The organism is Promicromonospora sp. NPDC050880 (assembly GCF_044456525.1).
Classification (GTDB): Bacteria; Actinomycetota; Actinomycetes; order Actinomycetales; family Cellulomonadaceae; genus Promicromonospora.
Genome location: NZ_JBITFV010000003.1, coordinates 394,215 through 413,689, shown reverse-complemented (window position 1 = coordinate 413,689; position 19,475 = coordinate 394,215). Strand labels below are relative to the sequence as shown.

Below are 19,475 nucleotides of genomic sequence, written 5' to 3'. Positions count from 1 at the left end.
CGGGACAGCCCCTCCGCGGAAGGTCACCCCAGCCCGCGCAGCCCGTCCGCGGTGACCTCGACGAGGTGGCCGCCGACGGCGACGACCATGCCCGTGACCGGCACGGTCCACCGCTCGGCGCCGGTGGCGAGCCCGACCGCGACGAGCACCCCCGCACCGCCGCCCTCCGGGGGCAGGTACACCCCGGCCACCGTCTCGCCGTCCGTCACGGTGCGGAAGTTCGCCAGGCCCGACGTGTCGTCGCCGGCCCGCTCCCAGAGCTCCGCACCGGTGTCGCGGTCCAGACCGATCAGCCGGCTCCCGCGCTCCATGACCACCACGTCCCGCGCCGCGAGCAGTACGCGCGTCCCGGAGCGCTCGGTCCAGGCCGTCGAGCCGTCCTCGCGGACCGCGTCGAACCCGGTGCCACCCGTGCGCCCGGCGAACCACAGGTCGTCGGGGGCGTCCGGGGCGACGGCGACAGGCTGCACCAGCCCCTCCAGGGTGCCGAGCACGTGTCCGGCGCCGTCCACGACGGTCATCCCCGCGGGACCGGTCTGCACGGCGAAGCGCCCCGAACCCAGCTCCGTGACCCAGGCCGGCGACCCCGAGCCCTCCGCGGCCACCAGGTCCAGGCGGGTCCCGTCCGTCGACAGCGTCGCGTCGGTGCCGCACCCCTGCACGACGACGCTCTCGGTGCCCGCGGCGACGTGCAGCGCCTCGGTGTCCCCGACGGGTGCCGACCCGGGATCGCTCGCGTCCCTGCAGATCACCCCGTCCGGGGCGGTCAGGTCGACGTCCTCGGTCCAGCGCTCGGCACCGGTCACGGCGTCCTCCGCGACCACCCGGACCTCGTGGCGTGCGGTGGGCGTCCCGTTCCCGCAGCCCGCCGGGTCGTCGCACTCCTCGGACCCGGCAGGCTCCTCGATCGGCCGCACCCGGACGACCATGCCCTCCGGCCCCGGGAACACCCGCTCGTCACCGGCCAGCTCCGCGGACCGCACCCCCGTGCCGCCGTCGCGCTCCACGGTCAGCACCTCCCGGGCGTCTTCCGGACCCTGGAGGCAGGTCAGCCGGTCCGTCGTGACCGATGCGTCGTACCCCGTGGGCCCGCACACCGCGTCCTCGCCCAGGGGCACGCGCCACGCCACGGCTCCCGAGGCGGGGTCCACGGCGGTCACGTCGCTGAACCCTGCGGGGGCGGGGCCTGTCTCACCCGTCGCGGGGTCCTGGAGGTACACGTCCCGCAGGGCGCTCGGCAGCAGCACCAGCAAGCCGTCCATGACAACCACCGGCTGGTGCACGAAGGCCGCGCTGCCGAAAGGCACGTCGTACGGGACCGTCCAGGTCTCCTCCGGCGGGTCTGCCAGGGATGCCACACCGACCGCGGACGTCCGCATCAGGTCCTCGCGCCGGTGGTCGCGCACGAGGTCGACCGCGGTCAGCGCGACGGCCACCACGGCCGCCGCCGCCACCGCGAGGAGCCACGTCCGCCGGGACAGGTGCGGGAGGCGGCGGCGGGCCGGGGATCCGCCGACGGCGTCCGCGCCCTCACCGCCGGCCGGACGGCCGACGGCAGAACCGTCATCCGCCGGTGCACCCGAGCCCTCCGGACCGTCGTCGTCCGGACCACCCCCGACCAGGTCGAAGACAACAGGCTCCCGCTCGTCCGGCCGCGACATGCCGGGAGCCTACCCGGGCCGCACCCCCGGTCAGCCGAGGCCCACCACGCCGTGCTGCGTGATCTGCGCCAGGTAGCCGTCCACGCTGACGATCTGGGTGTAGGGCGTCTCCTGCTCGATCTCCCAGCGCACCGAACCGTCGCGCAGGTCGACGGCGACCAGGCGCAGCCCCGACGCGCCGCCCTGCGGGTCGGCGGTCACGGGCAGCAGCAGCACGTCACCGTCGGTGTAGGCCCCGAAGATGGTCGACGCCGCGTCCCACACGCCCTCCTCGAAACCCAGCACCTCCGGGTCGAGCGTCCAGCGCACCGCTCCCGTGCCCAGGTCGACGGCGCGCACCGGCCCGAGCTCGTCCACGACCACGGCGGTACCCCCGACGCTCGCGAGCAGGTCCGTGGCCCGGAGCCGGGGCGACGACGTCCAGAGCCTGCTCCCGGCGTCGCGCTCGTCGGTGGACACCGCCTCGGTGTGCACGCCGGCGCGGACGAGCAGCAGCCCCGGGTCGCGGCCGTCGGTGGACCACGGGACGAGCACCCGGCCGTCGAGCGGGACGGTGCGACCGTCCGGCAGGTGCACCACCTGGCTCGGCCGGCCGGTCTCGTCCACCCGACCGGCGGCCGGGTCGGGCCCCACCCAGCCGCCGCCGGGCAGGGCCGTGAACTGCCCGGCCGCGGTCGCGTCGGTCAGGTCGGTGGCGTCGTCCGGGTCGTCGAGACGCGTGCCGTCGAGCAGGAAGGCCGCCGAGACACCGCAGCCCTCGATCTCCAGGATGCCCTGCTGCAGGTTCGCGTTCAGCACGCCCTCGACGTCGAGCACGGGGGTCGGGGAGTCGTCGTCGACCTCCTGGTGGTAGGTGAGGCAGTAGTTGGGGTCGGGCCTGCCGGACGCGACGGTCGCGCTCCAGCGCTCCGTCCCCGTGACGGCGTCCTCGACCCGGACCGTCAGGTCCGGCGCGGTGAAACCCTTCGGGAGGTGCGGTGTGCCCACCTTGTCGACCACCACGGGCTCCGGACCGTGCCCGTCACCCGCGAGCTGCAGGCGGATCAGCGCACCGTCGGAACCGGGCAGCACGATGGTGCCCGGGTCCAGCTCCCGCGTGGTGACGGCGCCGTCCGCGTCGACGACGGTGACGCCCTGCTCGGCCTGCCCGCCCTCCGACGTCGTGACGCAGACCAGCGGGTCGGCCGGCATCGTCGTCGCCGGGCCGCCGATGCCGAGCCACGGCGTCGGACCGCACCGAGCCCCCTCGCCGACGTCGACCGTCCACCGCACCGCACCGGACTCCGGGTCGACCCCCTGGACCGTCCCGTCGGCGATCACCGCGAGCACACCCGGCATCTCGACCAGCGTCGAGGCGATCGGGTTGTCGAGGTCGATCGACCACTGCTCGGCCGGCCGCTCCGCCAGGCTCCGCACGCCACCCGGCGCGGCGATCAGGTCGCGGTGGCGCAGCTGCGCGTCCAGCAGCGCCCCCGCCACGACCGCCAGCACGACGGCGGCCGCCACGCCGCCCACCAGCAGCACGCGGCCGCGCCGGGTCGCGGGCACGCGCCGCCGGACCGCAGCGGCACCACGCCGCGCCGTCCGGCCCACCGCACCACGGGCGGCCGTGACCGCCCGGGCCACCCGGCCCGGCTCGCGCGGCGCGGCCTCCTCCGGGTCCGGCTCGGCGACGGGCTCGTCGCCGGCGTCGTCCGGGCCGGCCGCGCCCGCGGACACCCCGGGCACCTCGTCGATCAGGTCGAAGGTGTGCACCTTCTTCGGGTCGGGGCTCCCGGGCGCGGCGTCGTCGTGCTGGGTGCGTTCGGTCACGTCCCGAGGGTAGTGCCCCGCTCCGCGGCGATGGCCGACCTCCAGGAGACCCGGCCGCCGGTCTGCATCAGCGCCCCGCGGTAGGCACGCTCGCTGAGCAGCACCGCGCCGAGCGTGGCCACGACGAGGATGGCGAGGGAGACCAGCGGCTCCCACCAGAGCGCGTCGCCGTCGAGGACGCGCACCGGCATCGACACGATCGACGCGGGCGGTATGTAGGACAGCACGCGCTCCAGCACGCCGTCGGCCGAGAACGTGACCACGTACACGCCCATGAGCAGCATCATCAGGGGGCTGGTCGTGTACTGGAGGTCCTCGGTGCGCGACGCGAGCGAGCCGGCGACCGCGTAGAGGGCCGCCACCGCGACGAACCCGACGGTGAAGAACACGACGAACCACAGCATGGTGGCGGTCATCGACGGGAGGATCGCCGACAGGTCCGTGAACGAGGCCCCGACGAGCCCGACGGCGGCGAGCACCAGGTTCTGCCCGAGCGCGATCACCGAGCTGCCGACGATCTTGCCCGCCAGGAGCTGCCGCAGCGGCACGGCGGTCGCGATGATCTCGACCAGCCGGGACTGCTTCTCCTCGATCACGCTGCCCGCGATCATCGAGCCGGAGCCCACGGCGCCCATGAAGAACAGGAACGCGAGCAGGAACCCGGCCACGAGGGCGACCTGGGGGTCCACGGGGTTGCCGTCGAGGCGCTCGGTCTCGACCTCGCTGCCCGCCGTCAGCGCGTCCACGGTGGTCCCGGCGTCGGCGGCCCGGTCGGTCAGCACCTGGTCGCGTACCGCGGTCCCGATGAGCCGGGCGAGGGTGCCGTCGGGCTCGCGCCAGCCGGACAGGGTCCAGCCGGGGCTGCCGGGCGTGCCGGAACTGAGCCACGCGTCCGCGGTCTCGTCCTGCAGGGCTGCCTCGGCCGCGTCCGCGTCGGCCACGCGCACCACGGTCAGCCCGACCGTGTCGTCCGGTTCCTGGTCCGGCTCGTCCGTCGTGCCACGCCCCTCGGCCGCGGCCTGGAGGGCAGCGGCGGCGTCATCGTCCCCGGCCACGACCGCGACGTCGAACGACTCGGCGCGGTTCTCCATGTAGGCGGAGAAGCCGATGAGCCCGCCGATCAGCGCGATCGTCACGAGGAGACCGATCAGGAAGCCCTTGTTGAGCGCTCGCACGACGATCTCGCGCGTGGCCACGACCATCCAGGCGTTGCGCACGCCGTCGTCCCTCCGGCTCATGCGGTCACCTCACGGTAGATCTGGGCCAGCGTCGGCCGGACGGGGGAGAACTCCTGGACGGCACCGCGGTCCAGGGCGGCGGCCAGGAGCCGGGTCGCGGCGGCGTCGTCGTCCACCTCGAGGAGCGCGGTCGAGCCGTCCACGTCGACGGCGCGCACTCCCGGCACCTCCCGGACGAAGCCCGCGTCGCCGGACAGCACCAGACGGTGCCGCGTCACGCCCTGGGAGCGCAGCGCGTCAGGGGTGCCGTTCGCGAGCACCCGGCCCCCGCCGAGGATGACCAGGCGCTCGCACAGGCGCTCCACGAGGTCGAGCTGGTGCGAGCTGAACAGGACGGGCACACCGCGGCGGGTGTGCTCGCGCAAGAGGTCGGCCATCGCGTCGACGGCTGCGGGGTCGAGACCGCTGAACGGCTCGTCCAGGACCAGCGCCTGCGGCTCGCCCATGATCGCCGCGACGATCTGGACGCGCTGCTGGTTGCCGAGGGAGAGCTTCTCGACGTGCTCCTTGGCGCGGTCCGCGAGCCCCAGCCGGTCGAGGTGCTCCAGCACCTCCCGCCGGGCGGCCCCGGGTGCGATGCCGCGCAGCCGTGCGAGGTAGACGAGCTGGTCCAGCACGGGCTGCTTCGGGTAGAGGCCCCGCTCCTCGGGCATGTAACCGAACCGGCGGCGGTCCGCCCGGGTGACCGGGTCGCCGTCGAACAACACCTCGCCCGAGGTGATCGCCAGGACTCCCATGATCATCCGCATGGTCGTCGTCTTGCCCGCGCCGTTGCCCCCGACGAAGCCCGTGAGCAGGCCCGACGCCGCCGTGAAGCTGACGCCGTCCACGGCGCGCCGGGGTGTGCCGCCCGAGGCGAACACGCGGGTCAGGTCCCGCACCTCCAGATCGCTCATGGCGGCCACGCTAGGTGGCCTGGTGCGGGCAGGGGATCCGCCGCGAGGCGGACCCGTCTCCGCCTCGGGGCGGGCCGCCGCCGGCGGCGTGGCCGAAGTCGCTGGAGAAAAGCCTGAAGAACGACATTTCGCAGCGCCGATTCTGCCGCGCGGAGTTCTTGCACCTGCATTGACCTGGTATTACAGGCCCCGGTTGCCGATGCCGTTCTGCCACGTATTGTCCCCAGCGGAACGTCGCGAGAAGTGTGCGCGGCGCTGAATGGTTCGACATCCCGTCCACGGACGAATGAGCACCGCTCTCCGGAGGACGTCTCGCAGTCATTGAACCCGCAGGGGGAGCTAAGCGTGCGCAACCGTCTGATCGTCACAGGAACAGCCGCGGCCATGGTGCTGACGGCGGGGATCGTTGGTGCCGTGGCCGTGCAGCCGTCCGGGCAGTCGCAGGACCGGGACACGACGGCCGCGCCGGCCGCGCTGCCCGACGTGCTGCAGGGCATGCCGCCGATGATGGTGAAGCGCGACCCTGCCGCCCAGCCCGGGGAGAAGGGCACGGTCGACGTGCGCTCCAGGCCGGACGCGCAGCCGAGCCCCTTCACCTACACCCCGCCCGCCCAGGAGTACGTGCCGCGGCACATGGCCGACCGGCCCGCCACCCCGGGCAGCTCGTTCACCCACGCCCCGCTGCCGGGCATCGACTTCGGCAACGGCTCCGCGCCGACCCCCGCCGGGCCGACGCCGCCGACCACCGTCACGCCGCGGCCCGTCCACCCGACGACGCCGCCGCCCACGCAGACGCCTCCGCCGTCGACGTCGCCCACGCCGAGCCCGACGCCGACTCCCGAGCCGACGCCGGAGCCGACCCCGACGCCCACTCCGGAGCCGACGCCGACCCCGACGCCAGAGCCGGAGCCCACGGACCCGCCGTCGGAGGAGCCGACGACGCCGCCGTCCGAGGAGCCGACGCCGGAGCCGACCCAGCCGTCCGAGGAGCCCACCCCGGAGCCGTCGACCGAGCCGTCGCCGGAGCCGTCGGACCCGCCCACGGACGGGAGCACGCCGGGCACCACGCCGGAACCCTCGGCGAGCCCTTCGGCGTAATGCGCTAAATAGTCCGGTTCTCCGGAATTGAAGCGAGGGGCGTTTCTCGCCTCTCGCTTCAGCGCGCATTCCTCCCTTTGTCGAGGGCTCACGCGTAGATAGGCAAATCGGTCAGATCGACGTGATCTGTTCACCGGGCCGGGAAATACCGCCGTGACCTTCCGCGCCACCGATCGCCGCTCCGTCGTCGACCACATCGGCACAGGCATCGGGGACACGTGTCGTCGACCGCTGACATCCGCACCGATGTCGGCGGTCGGCGGCATCCGTTCTACGCGATCCGCTGACCGCTCACACCAGGCCCGCCCGGTGCGCCAGCACCACCGCCTGGACCCGGTCGCGCAGGTGCAGCTTGGCCAGCACGTTCGAGACGTGCGTCTTCACCGTCGCCTCACCGAGGTACAGGGTCGACGCGATCTCGCCGTTCGACAGGCCGGTGCCCACGAGCTCCAGCACCTCCCGCTCGCGCGGGGTGAGGAGCGCGAGGCCCGCGGGGACCGCGGCCGGGCTCGCGCCCCGGTTCCCCGCAGGCCGGGCCGGTCCTCCGGCGTAGGCCGTCCCGACCGGGCCTCCGCCTGGGCTCCCGCCCGGCACCGCCGAACCGTCCGCCGGCTGACGTTCCCCGGCCACCATCTGCTCGATCACGCGCCGTGTGATCTGCGGGGCGAGGAGCGCGTGCCCGGCGGCCACCGTCCGCACGGCGTCCACGAGGTGCTCCGCGTCCGAGTTCTTCAGCAGGAACCCCGAGGCCCCTGCGGCGAGCCCGTCGAACACGTACTCGTCGTGGTCGAACGTCGTGAGCACCAGCACCTTCGCCAGGTCCTCCGCGACGATCCGGCGGGTGGCCTCGATGCCGTCCATGACGGGCATCTGCACGTCCATGAGCACGACGTCGGGCCGCAGCTCCCGGGCCAGCTCGATCGCGGCGGCGCCGTCACCGGCCTGGCCGACCACCTCGACGTCGTCCTCCACCGAGAGGATGAGGGAGAAGCCCGAGCGCACCAGCGCCTGGTCGTCGACCAGCAGCACGCGCGTCATCGCGCCACCTCCGACCTGGTCCCGGCGAGACCGGGCCCCCCGACCGCGCCCTCCTGATCGGCCGCACCCGCCTCACCCGTCATGCCCGCTGTGTCGGGCGCCGGCAGCGGCAGCCGCATCCGCACCCGGAACCCTCCGGTCGCGCGCGGCCCGATCTCCACCACGCCCTGGTGGGTCGCCGCCCGCTCCCGGATCCCGAGCAGCCCGAGCCCCGACCCCGACGTCCCGCGGCGGGGCCGGCCGTCGTCGAGCACCTCCACCTCGGCGAAACCGTGCGCGAACCGCTGGTCGGACGCGTCGGCGCCGTCGCGGACCACCCGGAGCGTCACCGTCGCGGACCGCGCCGTCGAGTGCTTGCGCACGTTCGCCATCGCCTCCTGCGCGGTGCGGTACAGGCTCAGCCCCATCGGGTCGGGCACCGCGGCCGTGACACCCGGCGGCTCCTCGACCTGGCGGAACGTGGTGTCGAGGCCGTCGTGGTCTGCTGCCGTCAGGGCCGGGAGGTCGGCAAGGCCCGGTTCGGGGGCCCGCGAGGCGCCGTGCGTGTCGCCGTCGGGCACCGCGCGCAGCGTGCCCACCAGGGTGCGCATCTGTGCGACGCCCTCGCGCGACTCCCGCTCGATGGTGACGAGGGCCTCGGCGGCCAGCTCGGGGTCGCGGCCCAGGACGCGGCGCGCGGCCGCCGCCTGGATCCCGATCACGGACACGTGGTGCGCCACGACGTCGTGCAGCTCGCGCGCGATGCGCACCCGCTCGGCCACGACGGCCTGGTCCGTGAGGGCGTCCGCCTGCTTCTCGATGGTGACCGCCTGGTCGGCGAGCTGCTCGCGCCGCCGGGCCGCGTTCCACTGCATCTGCCCGGCCACCACCGCACCGCCGAAGAACGCGATGTTCACGACGATCTGGTAGACAGCGTTGGCGAGGTACGGCTCGATCGCGCCCGGCCAGTCGGCGCGCGTCGGATAGTCCTGCACGATGGTCTCGACGCCCTGCTGCACGGCGAACATCCAGATGAGCCACGTGAACATCGCGAGCACGCAGGCGCTGACCACCACGAGCATCGCCCGGCGGTCGCGCGCCCACGCGAGCGCGGTGAACAGGGCCACGAAGTACATGATCTGCATGGGCATGAGCACCGTGATCTGGGGAATCGTCAGCCCGATGCCCAACCACAAGGCGTACACGACCACGAGCGACACCAGCGGATAGCGCCGGCGCCACGCCAGCGGCACCATGCTGACCACGCCCAGCAGGAAGATCAGCCACAGCGGCTCCCGCACCTCGTCGAAGAGGCCCATGCTGCGGCCCAGCTCGACCGAGACGGCCGCCAGCACGGCGAAGCCTGCGCCCAGCAGCAGGTCCCGCCGGTAGGCGTCGCGGCCCGCGGGCAGCCGCTCCCAGTCGGAGTCGACGCCGAACCAGTCGAGCACGCGGGCGGCCACGCCGTCGTCGGGGCGCGGTGCGACGGGCGGCGCGGCGGACCGCCCGTCCTCGGGCTGCGGTGGTGCGTCGGACATGGCCCCAGCCTAGGAACCCGCGAGCGCCGGCGCTTCCGCCTGGAGGCGGAGAAGTGGCCACGGGCCGACGCCGAACATGCTGGACACCACCGCCCGGGTGCCGCATCGTGGCGACCATCAGCCCGACGAAGGGGAGCCGTCCGATGACGTTCTGGATCTGCCGCACCTGCGGCGTGGAGCACGAGTCCCGTCCCGAGGTGTGCGCCGTCTGCGCCGACGAGCGTCAGTGGGTGCCCGCCGACGGCCAGCACTGGACCACCCTGGAGGAGCTCGCGGCCCAGGGGCAGAGCATCGCCGTGGAGGAGCTGGAGCCGGATCTGTTCGGTCTGACGACGGTGCCGGACGTGGGCATCGGCCCGACGGCGAAGGTCGTGCGCACCGCGGGCGGGAACCTGATGTTCGACGTGCCCGGCTACCTGGACGACGAGGCCGTGGCCGCGGTGCGGGACCTGGGCGGGCTGGCGTACATCGTGGCCAGCCACCCGCACATGTACGGGGTGCAGGTCGAGTGGAGCCGGCGCCTGGGCGGTGTCCCTGTGCTGGTCAGCGAGGCGGACGCGAGCTGGCTCGCCCGCACCGACGAGGCCGTGGAGCTGTGGAAGGGGGACCGGGAGATCCTGCCCGGGGTCACGCTGAGTCAGCCGGGTGGGCACTTCCCGGGGTCCGCCGTGGCGCACTGGGCTCCCGGTGCCGGGGGCCGGGGTGTGCTGCTGAGCGGGGACACGATCTTCGCCAACCCGGACCGCACGTCGGTGTCGTTCATGCGTAGCTATCCCAACCGGATCCCGCTGTCGGGGCCGGTGGTGCAGCGGGTGGCGCACCACGTCAGCCGGTTCGCGTTCGACCGGCTCTACAACAACTTCCGGGGCGTGATCCCGGTCGACGCCCGCGAGGTGGTGCTGCGCTCGGCGGACCGGCATGCGGCGTGGACGAGCGGGACGTACGACCACCTGACGTGACGGGCGCTCGGGTGCCGGCGGTGCCGGTCCGGGTGATCGGTAGAAGGTCAGGTGATCGGTAGCCCGGGCTGCCGATCACCTGACCTTCTACCGATCACGCGCCCCCGGCGGGACCGCCGGGCTGTCGGCCCGGCTCAGCAGCAGCGGGCGCCCGGGTTCGCGTCCTGGGCCGCGTAGCGCTCCCGCCAGTACTCCCGGACCGTCGGCACCGCGGCGTCCGGGTGCACACGGCGCAGGTGCGTCACGTACCGCTGGTAGTCGCTCTCGCCCAGCACGCCGGTGACGTACCAGGCCAGCGCGCGCCAGCCCCGGCGGACGACGGCGAGCACGCCGCCGTCCGCCGTCGGGCCGGTGGCCGGGTGCGTACTCACGCGTGCGTCCCGGTCCGGAGCTTGTCCGGGTTCTCGTCGTAGTAGGTGGCCCACTGCGCGGCCACCTCCCGTTCTGCGTCGGTGGACACGAGGCCCGACGGCGCGAACGTCGACGAGGGCGTGTCCGGCTCCTCGGTGGTCGGCAGGCCGCCCGCCCGGATCGCTGTGACGCACACCCACAGCGCGACCACGGCCACGATCAGCACGAGCAGCGCGAACACGATCGACAGGGTGCCCTGCAGGAACGTGTTGCGGATGACGGCGTCCATCGCCGTCGTGTCGGCGGCGGTGCCGAACGACGTCTCGCCCGCGGCCCGCGCCTCGCGGAACGCGTTGTGCTGGGCCCAGTACCCCAGGCTCGGCTCGGGCGAGAAGATCTTCTGGAACGACGCCGTCATGGTCACCGCGAGGTCCCACACCAGCGGCACCGCCGGGATCCACGCCCACTTGAGGTAGCCCTTCTTGACCACCACCACGGTGACCAGGGCGAGCGCCATGGCGGCGAGGAGCTGGTTGGCGATGCCGAACAGCGGGAACAGCGTGTTGATGCCGCCCAGCGGGTCGGTCACGCCCATGAGCAGGATCGCGCCCCACAGGCCGCAGACCACGATCGAGCAGATCCACGCGCCCACCCGCCAGGACGGGTCGCGGAACTTCGTGAGCGGGCCGCCGAGGTTGCCCAGCGTGTCGGAGAGCATGAAGCGGGCCACGCGGGTACCGGCGTCCACCGTGGTGAGGATGAACAGCGCCTCGAACATGATCGCGAAGTGGTACCAGAACGCCGTCATCGCGGAGCCGCCGAGGAACGAGCCCAGGATCTGGGACATGCCGAACGCGAGCGTGGGGGCACCGCCGGTGCGGGAGATGATCGACTCCTCGCCCACGCCGTCGGCGGCGGCCTGGATCTCCTCGCCCGTGACCGGCGGGCCGGCCAGGCCGAGGCCGTTGACGTAGTCGGCGGCGGTACCCGGCTCACCGCCGGTGAGCGTGGCGGGGGCGTTCATCGTGAAGTACAGGTGCTGGTCGATGGAGATGGCCGTGACCAGCGCCATGATCGCCACGAACGACTCGGTGAGCATGCCGCCGTAGCCGATGAGCCGGAGCTGGCTCTCCTTCTGCACCAGCTTGGGGCTGGTGCCGGACGAGATGAGCGCGTGGAAGCCGGACAGCGCACCGCAGGCGATGGTGATGAACAGGAACGGGAAGAGCGACCCGGCGAACGCAGGTCCGTTGCCCTCGATCGCGAAGCTGGAGATCGCGGGCGCCTGCACGGCGGGCTGCGCCACGATCACGCCCACGGCGAGCAGGACGATGGTGCCTACCTTCATGAACGTGGACAGGTAGTCGCGCGGGGCGAGCAGCAGCCACACGGGCAGCACGGACGCGAGGAACCCGTAGCCCACGATCAGCCAGGCGACCGTGACCGGCTCCAGCGTGAACGTCTCGGCGCCCCAGGGGGTGTCGGCCACCCAGCCGCCCGCGACGATGGCGAGCACCAGCAGCACCACGCCGATGACGGAGACCTCGGACACCCGGCCGGGCCGGATGTACCGCAGGTACACACCCATGAACAGGGCGATCGGGATGGTCATGCCCACGGAGAACACGCCCCACGGCGACTCGGCCAGGGCGTTCACCACCACGAGGGCGAGGACCGCCAGGATGATGATCATGATGACGAAGACGCCGATCAGGCCGGCGGCACCGCCGACCGAGCCCATCTCGTCGCGGATCATCTGACCGAGCGAGCGGCCGCGGCGGCGCGTGGACAGCCACAGCACGAGATAGTCCTGGACGCAGCCGGCCAGCACGGCGCCGATGATGATCCACAGGGTGCCGGGCAGGTAGCCCATCTGGGCCGCCAGCACCGGGCCGACCAGCGGGCCCGCGCCCGCGATGGCCGCGAAGTGGTGGCCGAACAGCACGCGCCGGTCGGTGGGCGCGAAGTCGCGGCCATTCTCGTGCTCCTCGGCGGGGGTGGCCCGGTCGTCGCGCGGCCGCACCACCTTGTACTCGATGAGCCGGGCGTAGAAACGGTAGGCGATGACGTAGGTGCCGACGGCGGCGACCACGAAGTACGCGCCGTTGACCGACTCGCCGCGCGCGAACGCGACGAGCGCCCACGCGATCGCCGCGAGCAGCCCGATCGCGGCGAAGACCAGCTTCTTGCCGGTGGTCATGGGTCTGCGGTCGATGACCGCGACCGGGGGGAGGTCCGGATCGTTCCGGACCAGCTCAACGTGCTCGGGTGAGCGCACGACGGCCTCCTTGCCGGGGTGGCCGGCCCGTCAGGGGGCCGGATCCTTGATGAATCGTTACCGTGCACCGACCCTAGACGGCGAAGAACACCAAGGACCAGCCCCGACGTCCCTGAAACCGGGTGTCGGATGCACAGAACCCTGGTGTGACCTGTACGTCCGGCCCGCGGGGTGTGGGAGCCTCGTCCCCGTGACCCTCACCCTGCCCGCCTCGCTGACCGGCCCGGCGCGGCTCACCGCCGCCTTCCTGGTGTCGGCGTCGGCCATCCTGTTGTTCGCCGTCCACATCCGCCCCGTGGCGTACCTGCCGCTGGTGCTGGGCATCGCGCTCGGCCTCTGGGCCGACCGGGCGCTCGGCCGCGACCTCGCGCTGATCGGCGTCGGCATGGGGATCATCTCGCTGATCTCGTTGGAGGCCGACCTGTCCGACGCCGGCATGCTGCGGTTCACGCTGGCGCTCGGTGGAGCGGTGCTGGTGCCGTGGGCGCTGTCGCGGTTCGTGCTCCGGCAGGACACGATCCAGTTCCCGGTCGCGACCGGGCGCCGCTGGGGCCGCGGCCAGTGGACCTACCTCGTGGTCGTGGTGGCGGTGGGCTACCTGGTGCTGCCCTTCTACTTCCTGGGCTCGGGCGCGTACCTCAACTGGCCCGACCTGGACGGGACGCAGGACATCTGGCGGCTGTTCGTGGGTGTCAACGCCGTGGGCATCTGGGACGAGCTGTTCTTCATCTGCGTGGTGTTCGCCCTGTACTGCAAGCACTTCCCGACGTGGCAGGCCAACGTGCTGCAGTCGATGATCTTCGTGTCGTTCCTGTGGGAGCTCGGCTATCGCGAGTGGGGGCCGCTGCTGACGATCCCGTTCGCACTGGTCCAGGGCTGGATCTTCGCGAAGTTCAAGTCGCTGACCTACGTGGTGACGGTGCACCTGCTGTTCGACGCCGTGGTGTTCGGCGTGCTGGTGCACGGGCACCACCCGGAGCTGTTCGACATCTTCGTGACGGCGCCCTGAGGCACCGCCCGTCAGCTCGTCTGGTCGTTCGTCGACCCCGGCCCGCCGACGTCGGCCAGCAGGTCGCGCACGTCCTCCACCTCGACGCGGATCGCGTCGGCCTCGGCCTGCGCCAGGGCCTTGGCCTCGGCGTCCTCGCCGCCCTCGATCTCCTCGTCGGCCGGCTGGAGCCCGCCGTAGTGGTGCTCGACCAGCGCGGCGAGCAGGGCGATGTCGAAGTCGGTCGACTGCAGCGCGGCGATGCCGTTGACCTGCGCGTCCGTGAGCATGCCGTGGTTGCCGCCCTCGTGCGAGTGCGCGGTGCTGCCCGCCCGGGGGCCGCTGCCGTCGTCGGGCAGCTCGGTGGTCAGGCCGGCGTCCGCCAGCGCGAGCGCCTCGCGTCCCGCGGCGGGCACGGGGATGTCGCGCGCCTCCAACCAGTCGGCGAGCTCGCGCACCCGCCCCGCCGACGCCTCGCCGACCTCGACGGCCAGGGCGAGCACCTCCTCGTCGTCCGACCGCCCCGGCGCGAGCGCCGCGAGCTGGACGGCCTGCGCGTTGTGCTCGATCGAGAGTGCGGCGTACCGGGAGTCGGCCTCCGAGTACCCGGCGGCCTCCTGCTTCGCCGGCACCAGCACGCCGAGCCACAGGAGCAGCGCCAGCACCACGGCCAGGCCGCCCGCGAGCACGGCCCCCATGATCCGGAGGCGTCGCCCCAGGTCGTAGCGGGACGACGCCGTCCCGCCCTCGTCGGCTCCGGTGCCCGACGGCGGGGTGGTGTCCTCGGTCGTCGAGTCCTGGCGTGTCATGTCCGGGAGGTTCCCACAGAAAGGCCTGGCAGCGCTATCACGGAAATCCCTCACCCGTGCGGCTCGGCCCAGACGCCGAGGCCCACCGGCGGATCGCCGGTGGGCCTCGGTCCTTCGTCGTTCGACGACGCGCGGGGCGTCAGCGGCCGAACGACTCCTGCATCTGCGGGTTGAGGCTGTTCAGCCGCACCCGCTCGGCCGGACCGTCGATCGAGTCGTCGATGTCGAACGTGTCGAACCCGATGCCGAGGTCGTTCGAGTAGGCGTACCCGTTGTAGTAGTACGTCGACCAGGTACCGCCGCTGCTCACGCCCTCGCCGCGGTCGAACCAGGCGACCTCACGCGGGTTGGAGGAGTCCGTGAAGTCGAACACCGAGACGCCGCCCTGGTACCAGGACTGGACCATGAGGTCCTTGCCCTTGACCGGGATCAGCGAGCCGTTGTGCGCCACGCAGTTCTCGTCGGCCGTGTTGATGCGCGGGATCTTGTAGTACGAGGCGAACTCGAGTGTCTTCTTGCCGTGACGCCCACGCTCGATGTCGTAGATGCCGTTGGCGCCCAGCTCCGGCGCGAACTCACCGGTGCAGGTCGCGAGACCGCCGCCGCCGAGCTCGTCGGTGAAGACCACCTTGGTGGCGTCGTTGTTGAACGTGGCCGAGTGCCAGAACGCGAAGTTCTCCGTGTCGCGCACCTGGCTGATCACGCGCGGACGCTCACGGTTCGAGATGTCCATGAGGATGCCGTCACCCATGCACGCACCTGCGGCCAGGTCGTACTTGGCGTAGGTGGTGATGTCGTGGCAGCCGCTGGTCGTGGAGGCGCTGCGGCTCGGGTCACCCTCGTAGCCACCGTCCGGGAAGAGGACCGGCGTGGAGACCAGCTTGGCCGCCGTCGGCTTCTGCACCGGGATCTTCACGATCGAGACGAAGTCGTGCGGCGGCTGGCAGTCCGGGAACGTCGCGTTCGGCGAGTACGACGAGACGTAGGCGTACAGGTTGCGGCCGTCCTTGGAGGGGGCCAGCGAGTGGGTGTGCGAGCCGCACTCGGTCTCGATCGACTTCACGTAGCGCGGGGACAGCGGGTTGGAGATGTCCCAGATCTTGATGCCCTCCCACGCGCTCTTCTCGGTCGCGGGGAGCGACGTCGAGCCGCACGAGTCGTCGCTGCGCGACGAGTCGGTGGAGAGCACCAGGATGTTCTTGTAGACCGAGACGTCGTTCTGCGAGCCCGGGCAGTAGACCTGGACGACCTGCTCCGGGTTCTCCTTGTCCGTCAGGTCGTAGACCGTGAAGCCGTCGTAGTTGCCGGCGTACGCGTACTTGCCCTGGAAGGCGATGTCCGAACCGGTCCCCTGCAGCGCGCCGTTCTTGGGCTGGTTGCTGAGGTGGGTCATGTTGTAGGACGCGGTCTCGCCCGGCGGGACGTCCGGCTCCGCGACGGAGGCCGAGGCGACGGGCCCCGCGAGCGCCACCGCCGCGGCGGCGAAGATCGCGGTCAGGGCGACACCTGCGGCGCCCCGCGCACGAGGTCGGGTAAAGGTTGGACGACGCACGGGCGTCACACCTCCTAGGTCGGTTGAGGGCAGTGTTCCTCACAGGGACCTCCCAGGACCAGGAGTTTCGTGATCTTTAACATGGTGGTGACAAACCGTCACCGAGTGGTGCGGAAGGGGCACGAGCCGAGTGGTATCCGGGGTCATGGCGGCTTGGTAGATTCCGGCGCAAGCATGGTCCGAGACCCCGCGCAGGGGTGTCGATGACCGGCCGATGACACAGGCTTGCCGCACGAGAGGACCACCGTGGAGATGCTGACAGGTGCCGGACGACGATCGCGCGCCCGCTCGGTCGCGATCGGCCTGGCGGTGCTCGCGCCCGCCCTCGTGCTGTCCGCCTGCGGCCCGGACGAGGAACCGGAGGCGGTCTCGACCCCGAGCTCCGTGGTGGTGCAGCCGGGCAAGCCGGGAGAGCCCGCGAAGACCGTCGCGCCCGAGGACTACGAGGGGGCACCCGCCCAGGCACCCTTCTCGAAGGCCGACGCCCAGTTCCTGACCGACATGATCTGGCACCACGGCCAGGCGATCGACATGTCCGTGCTGGCGCCGGAGCGCGCCGAGTCGGAGCAGCTGAAGACCTTCGCGAGCCGCATCGACGTGGTGCAGGGCAGCGAGATCGACCTCATGGCCGGCTGGCTGGAGGAGAACGACTATCCCGTGCCCGTGACCGCCGAGCCTGGGGACGGCTCCGGCCCGCGCGCCCCGGAGCACGGGCACGACGCCGCCATGCCCGGGATGCTGACCGAGGCCGAGATGGCAGCTCTTGAGGGGGCGTCGGGCGAGGAGTTCGACCGCCTGTACCTCGAAGGCATGATCAAGCACCACGAGGGCGCCCTCGCCATGTGCAAGGAGGTCGCGGCCTCGGGCAGCGAGGAGCGGGTGCTGGAGCTGGCCAACAACATCGCCGCCGACCAGATGGCGGAGATCGACCGGCTGGACCAGATGCTCGCCGAGCTGTGAGGCGGCACCCGACGAGGCTGAGCGGCGAAGCCGAGTCAGCCGGTTAGTAGAACCAACCGGCTGACTCGGTGCCCTGCGCGCGTCCGGGCAGGCACCCGGTCGGATCAGCCCCCGAGACGGCCCGCCGTCGGCGCCCGGTCAGGCCCGACGGCGGCCCAGCAGGATCAGGCCCGCGACGGCCGCCAGCACACCGAGCGCCGCCGCGAGGATCACGCCGATGCCGATGGCCCCCGCCGGGGCGGCGTCCACGTCGGTGCGGAGCTTCCCGGTGCCGGCCGAGAGCTGCATCGTCCCGTCAGCCACCGTGGTGGTGCCGGAGGCGAGCTGCGCGGAGCCGTCCGCGAGCCGCTGGGTGCCGTCGGCCAGGTCCGTGGCGCCCGTGGCCAGCGTCTGGGTGCCCTCGTCGAGCGCGCTGGCTCCGTCGACCAGCGTGCGGGTGCCCTTGCGGGCGTCCCCCAGCCCGTCGCGCAGGGTCACCGAACCGTCGGCCAGGCGCTGGGACTTCTCGACCTTGGGGACGACGCGGTCGCGGACCTCGATGATGCCGTCGACGAGACGGCCGGAGCCGTCGACAAGCTGCCCTGATCCGGCGTGGAGCTGCTGCACACCGGACACGAGACCAGGCGTCTTGCCGGCGAGGCTGGTGTTGCCGTCGGCGACCTTCGTGGCGCCGGCGAGCAGCGCAGGCAGGCGGCCCTTCAGGAGACCGGTCCCGGCCGCCAGCTCCGCACTGCCCGATGCGGTCCGCGCCGAGCCTGCAACGAGCTTGGTGCTGCCCTGGTACGCGCTGCCGACGCCGGCCACGTACCGCTCGATGCCGGGTGCCAGATGGCCGAGCCCGGCCTGCAGGTCGGCACTTCCGGACCTGAGCTGCTCGGTTCCCGCGGTGAGGCCGGGCACCTTGGCCGCCAGGGTGTCGATGCCGCCGGTCAGCGCCTGTGCGCCACCCGAGACGTCCGTGGCGCCTGCCGCCACCTCGGCCGAACCGGCGGCGACCCGCGCGGCGCCCACCGAGAGCTGCTCCAGCCTCTCGCTGAGCTGAGCCGCACCCCCCTGCGCCTGAGTGGCTCCGCCCACGACCTGTCCCGCGCCTGTCTCGAGACCTCCCGCGACGCCCGCCAGGGCCTGGAGCTTCTCCTTGAGCGCCGGGTCCTCGGTGGCCTCGGCCAAAGCAGCGAGCTGCTGCTTCAGCGCAGCGTTTCCGCCCTGTACCTGCCTGGCACCGTCGACGAGGCCACCGAGCTTGGTCGCCAGCTCCGCGGCGCCGGCCTGAGCCGCGCCCGCGCCGGCTGCCACCGGAGCGGCGCCGTCAGCGACGCTCTTCGCACCCGCAGCCACCTTCTGGGCTCCGGCGGCGAGCACCGGAGCCTGCGCGTCGAGCTGCTGCACCCCGGCCTCGAGCTGGTCGGCGCCGTCGTCCAGCGAGACGGCACCCGCGGCCAGCCTCGCGGCACCGGACCGGACGTCGCTGGTACCACCCAGGATGAGACCGTTGTTAGCAGCGAGCCGCGACAGTCCGCCGTTGAGCTCCTGGGTCCCGGCGTGGACCTTTGCGGAACCGTCGGCAAGCCGCTTCGCGCCGTCGTCCAGCGGGGTTGCGCGCTCACTGAGCAGCGACACGCCGCCCTGCAACTGGTGTGCACCGTCCGCCAGCCGCGCGGCACCGTCCGCCAGGTCGGGCGCCGCCGTGCTCAGCGTGCCGAGCCCCGAGTCCAGCCTCCCCAGCCCGTCCTCCAGCTTCGTCGACCCCGCCGTCAGCAGCAGCGACGCGTCCGCCAGATCAGCCACGTCCGACGCCGTCTCCGCCGTCCCGTCCGCGATCTTCTTGGACCCGTCGTGCAGCTTGATCACGCCCTCGCGCAGCCGTGCCGCCCCGGAGTCGAGCTGCCCCGCCCCGTCCGCGAGCGCCTCGACGCCGGGCACCACCTCGTTCTGCACGCCGTCGTTGAGCTCTGTCGCCCCGGCGCTGAGGTCGCCGACGCCGGAGACCAGGTCGGCCTGGACGCCGTCGTTCAGCCGGCCGGCACCGTCGGAGAGCCGGACGGCGCCGTCGGCCACGCTGCTCTGGAACAGGAGCAGGAAGGCGGTGGCCACGATCGCTCCGACGAGCAGCATGGCGACGCCGACCGCCGTGAGGATGGTGGGTCCAGGTCCTGATCGTGGTCTCGGTGATGCGTGCAACTGCGTCATCGGTTCACCTCTCGCTCCGCGGGCGTCGTCACCCGCGAAAGTTGTCCGACCGGCGTCCGCCGGGCCCGCCGCCGTTGGCGGGCACGAAGCCCGACATCGCGGGCGTCTGGGCCGAAGGTACCCGCGGC

General features: G+C 72.7%; 15 protein-coding genes. 4 read left to right on the top strand and 11 right to left on the bottom strand.

Annotated features, from left to right (window positions below; translation table 11 throughout):
* Window positions 1-23: 23 nt before the first annotated feature.
* Genes ACIBBF_RS08550 through ACIBBF_RS08535 form a run of 4 tightly spaced genes read right to left on the bottom strand, consistent with a single transcriptional unit; the run spans window position 24 to window position 5,607 of the window.
* Window positions 24-1,661, bottom strand: a complete 1,638-nt coding sequence (locus ACIBBF_RS08550) for a hypothetical protein (protein ID WP_397412464.1) — start codon at window positions 1,659-1,661, stop codon at window positions 24-26.
* A 30-nt stretch (window positions 1,662-1,691) separates the two neighbouring features.
* Window positions 1,692-3,473, bottom strand: coding sequence for a PQQ-binding-like beta-propeller repeat protein (locus ACIBBF_RS08545; RefSeq protein WP_397412462.1), 1,782 nt, complete (start codon window positions 3,471-3,473; stop codon window positions 1,692-1,694).
* Window positions 3,470-4,711 carry an ABC transporter permease gene (locus ACIBBF_RS08540; protein WP_397412460.1) on the bottom strand — a complete coding sequence of 414 codons (1,242 nt, stop codon included), beginning with the start codon at window positions 4,709-4,711 and terminating at the stop codon, window positions 3,470-3,472. Before ACIBBF_RS08540 ends, ACIBBF_RS08545 begins: the two co-directional genes overlap by 4 nt.
* On the bottom strand, window positions 4,708-5,607 hold the full coding sequence (locus ACIBBF_RS08535; RefSeq protein ID WP_397412458.1) for an ABC transporter ATP-binding protein: 900 nt from the start codon (window positions 5,605-5,607) through the stop codon (window positions 4,708-4,710). Before ACIBBF_RS08535 ends, ACIBBF_RS08540 begins: the two co-directional genes overlap by 4 nt.
* A 345-nt stretch (window positions 5,608-5,952) precedes the next feature.
* Here ACIBBF_RS08535 and ACIBBF_RS08530 point away from each other — a divergent pair, with 345 nt between their 5' ends.
* Window positions 5,953-6,705, top strand: coding sequence for a hypothetical protein (locus ACIBBF_RS08530; RefSeq protein WP_397412456.1), 753 nt, complete (start codon window positions 5,953-5,955; stop codon window positions 6,703-6,705).
* 291 nt (window positions 6,706-6,996) lie between these two features.
* Here the strand turns inward: ACIBBF_RS08530 and ACIBBF_RS08525 are convergent, their stop codons facing one another.
* Both ACIBBF_RS08525 and ACIBBF_RS08520 read right to left on the bottom strand, forming a co-directional pair.
* The gene (locus ACIBBF_RS08525) at window positions 6,997-7,743 is read right to left on the bottom strand and encodes a response regulator (RefSeq protein ID WP_397412454.1); all 747 of its coding nucleotides are present in this window, start codon (window positions 7,741-7,743) and stop codon (window positions 6,997-6,999) included.
* Window positions 7,740-9,260: a sensor histidine kinase gene (locus ACIBBF_RS08520; RefSeq protein ID WP_397412452.1), complete on the bottom strand. Its 1,521-nt coding sequence runs from the start codon at window positions 9,258-9,260 to the stop codon at window positions 7,740-7,742. Before ACIBBF_RS08520 ends, ACIBBF_RS08525 begins: the two co-directional genes overlap by 4 nt.
* Window positions 9,261-9,403: 143 nt before the next feature.
* On the opposite strand from ACIBBF_RS08520, the gene ACIBBF_RS08515 reads away from it, so the two are divergent.
* Window positions 9,404-10,219 (top strand): hydrolase, encoded by an 816-nt coding sequence (locus ACIBBF_RS08515; protein ID WP_397412450.1) that lies wholly within the window; start codon window positions 9,404-9,406, stop codon window positions 10,217-10,219.
* Between the two features lie 134 nt (window positions 10,220-10,353).
* Here the strand turns inward: ACIBBF_RS08515 and ACIBBF_RS08510 are convergent, their stop codons facing one another.
* Together ACIBBF_RS08510 and ACIBBF_RS08505 are read right to left on the bottom strand one after the other, a co-directional pair.
* The gene (locus ACIBBF_RS08510; RefSeq protein ID WP_397412448.1) at window positions 10,354-10,590 is read right to left on the bottom strand and encodes a YbdD/YjiX family protein; all 237 of its coding nucleotides are present in this window, start codon (window positions 10,588-10,590) and stop codon (window positions 10,354-10,356) included.
* On the bottom strand, window positions 10,587-12,848 hold the full coding sequence (locus tag ACIBBF_RS08505; protein WP_397412446.1) for a carbon starvation CstA family protein: 2,262 nt from the start codon (window positions 12,846-12,848) through the stop codon (window positions 10,587-10,589). Before ACIBBF_RS08505 ends, ACIBBF_RS08510 begins: the two co-directional genes overlap by 4 nt.
* Before the next feature lie 190 nt (window positions 12,849-13,038).
* Here ACIBBF_RS08505 and ACIBBF_RS08500 point away from each other — a divergent pair, with 190 nt between their 5' ends.
* On the top strand, window positions 13,039-13,857 hold the full coding sequence (locus ACIBBF_RS08500; RefSeq protein WP_397412444.1) for a type II CAAX prenyl endopeptidase Rce1 family protein: 819 nt from the start codon (window positions 13,039-13,041) through the stop codon (window positions 13,855-13,857).
* 11 nt (window positions 13,858-13,868) lie between these two features.
* Here the strand turns inward: ACIBBF_RS08500 and ACIBBF_RS08495 are convergent, their stop codons facing one another.
* Together ACIBBF_RS08495 and ACIBBF_RS08490 are read right to left on the bottom strand one after the other, a co-directional pair.
* Entirely contained in the window at window positions 13,869-14,645 is a 777-nt protein-coding gene (locus ACIBBF_RS08495) for a DUF305 domain-containing protein (protein ID WP_397412442.1), read from the bottom strand.
* 139 nt (window positions 14,646-14,784) lie between these two features.
* On the bottom strand, window positions 14,785-16,197 hold the full coding sequence (locus ACIBBF_RS08490) for an LVIVD repeat-containing protein (protein WP_397412440.1): 1,413 nt from the start codon (window positions 16,195-16,197) through the stop codon (window positions 14,785-14,787).
* 252 nt (window positions 16,198-16,449) lie between these two features.
* Between ACIBBF_RS08490 and ACIBBF_RS08485 the strand changes: the two genes are divergently transcribed.
* Window positions 16,450-17,157, top strand: coding sequence for a DUF305 domain-containing protein (locus tag ACIBBF_RS08485; protein WP_397412694.1), 708 nt, complete (start codon window positions 16,450-16,452; stop codon window positions 17,155-17,157).
* Between the two features lie 138 nt (window positions 17,158-17,295).
* Here ACIBBF_RS08485 and ACIBBF_RS08480 read toward each other — a convergent pair whose 3' ends face one another.
* A complete protein-coding gene (locus ACIBBF_RS08480) occupies window positions 17,296-19,347 on the bottom strand; it encodes a hypothetical protein (RefSeq protein WP_397412438.1) in 2,052 nt (683 codons plus the stop codon).
* Between the last annotated feature and the right edge of the window lie 128 nt (window positions 19,348-19,475).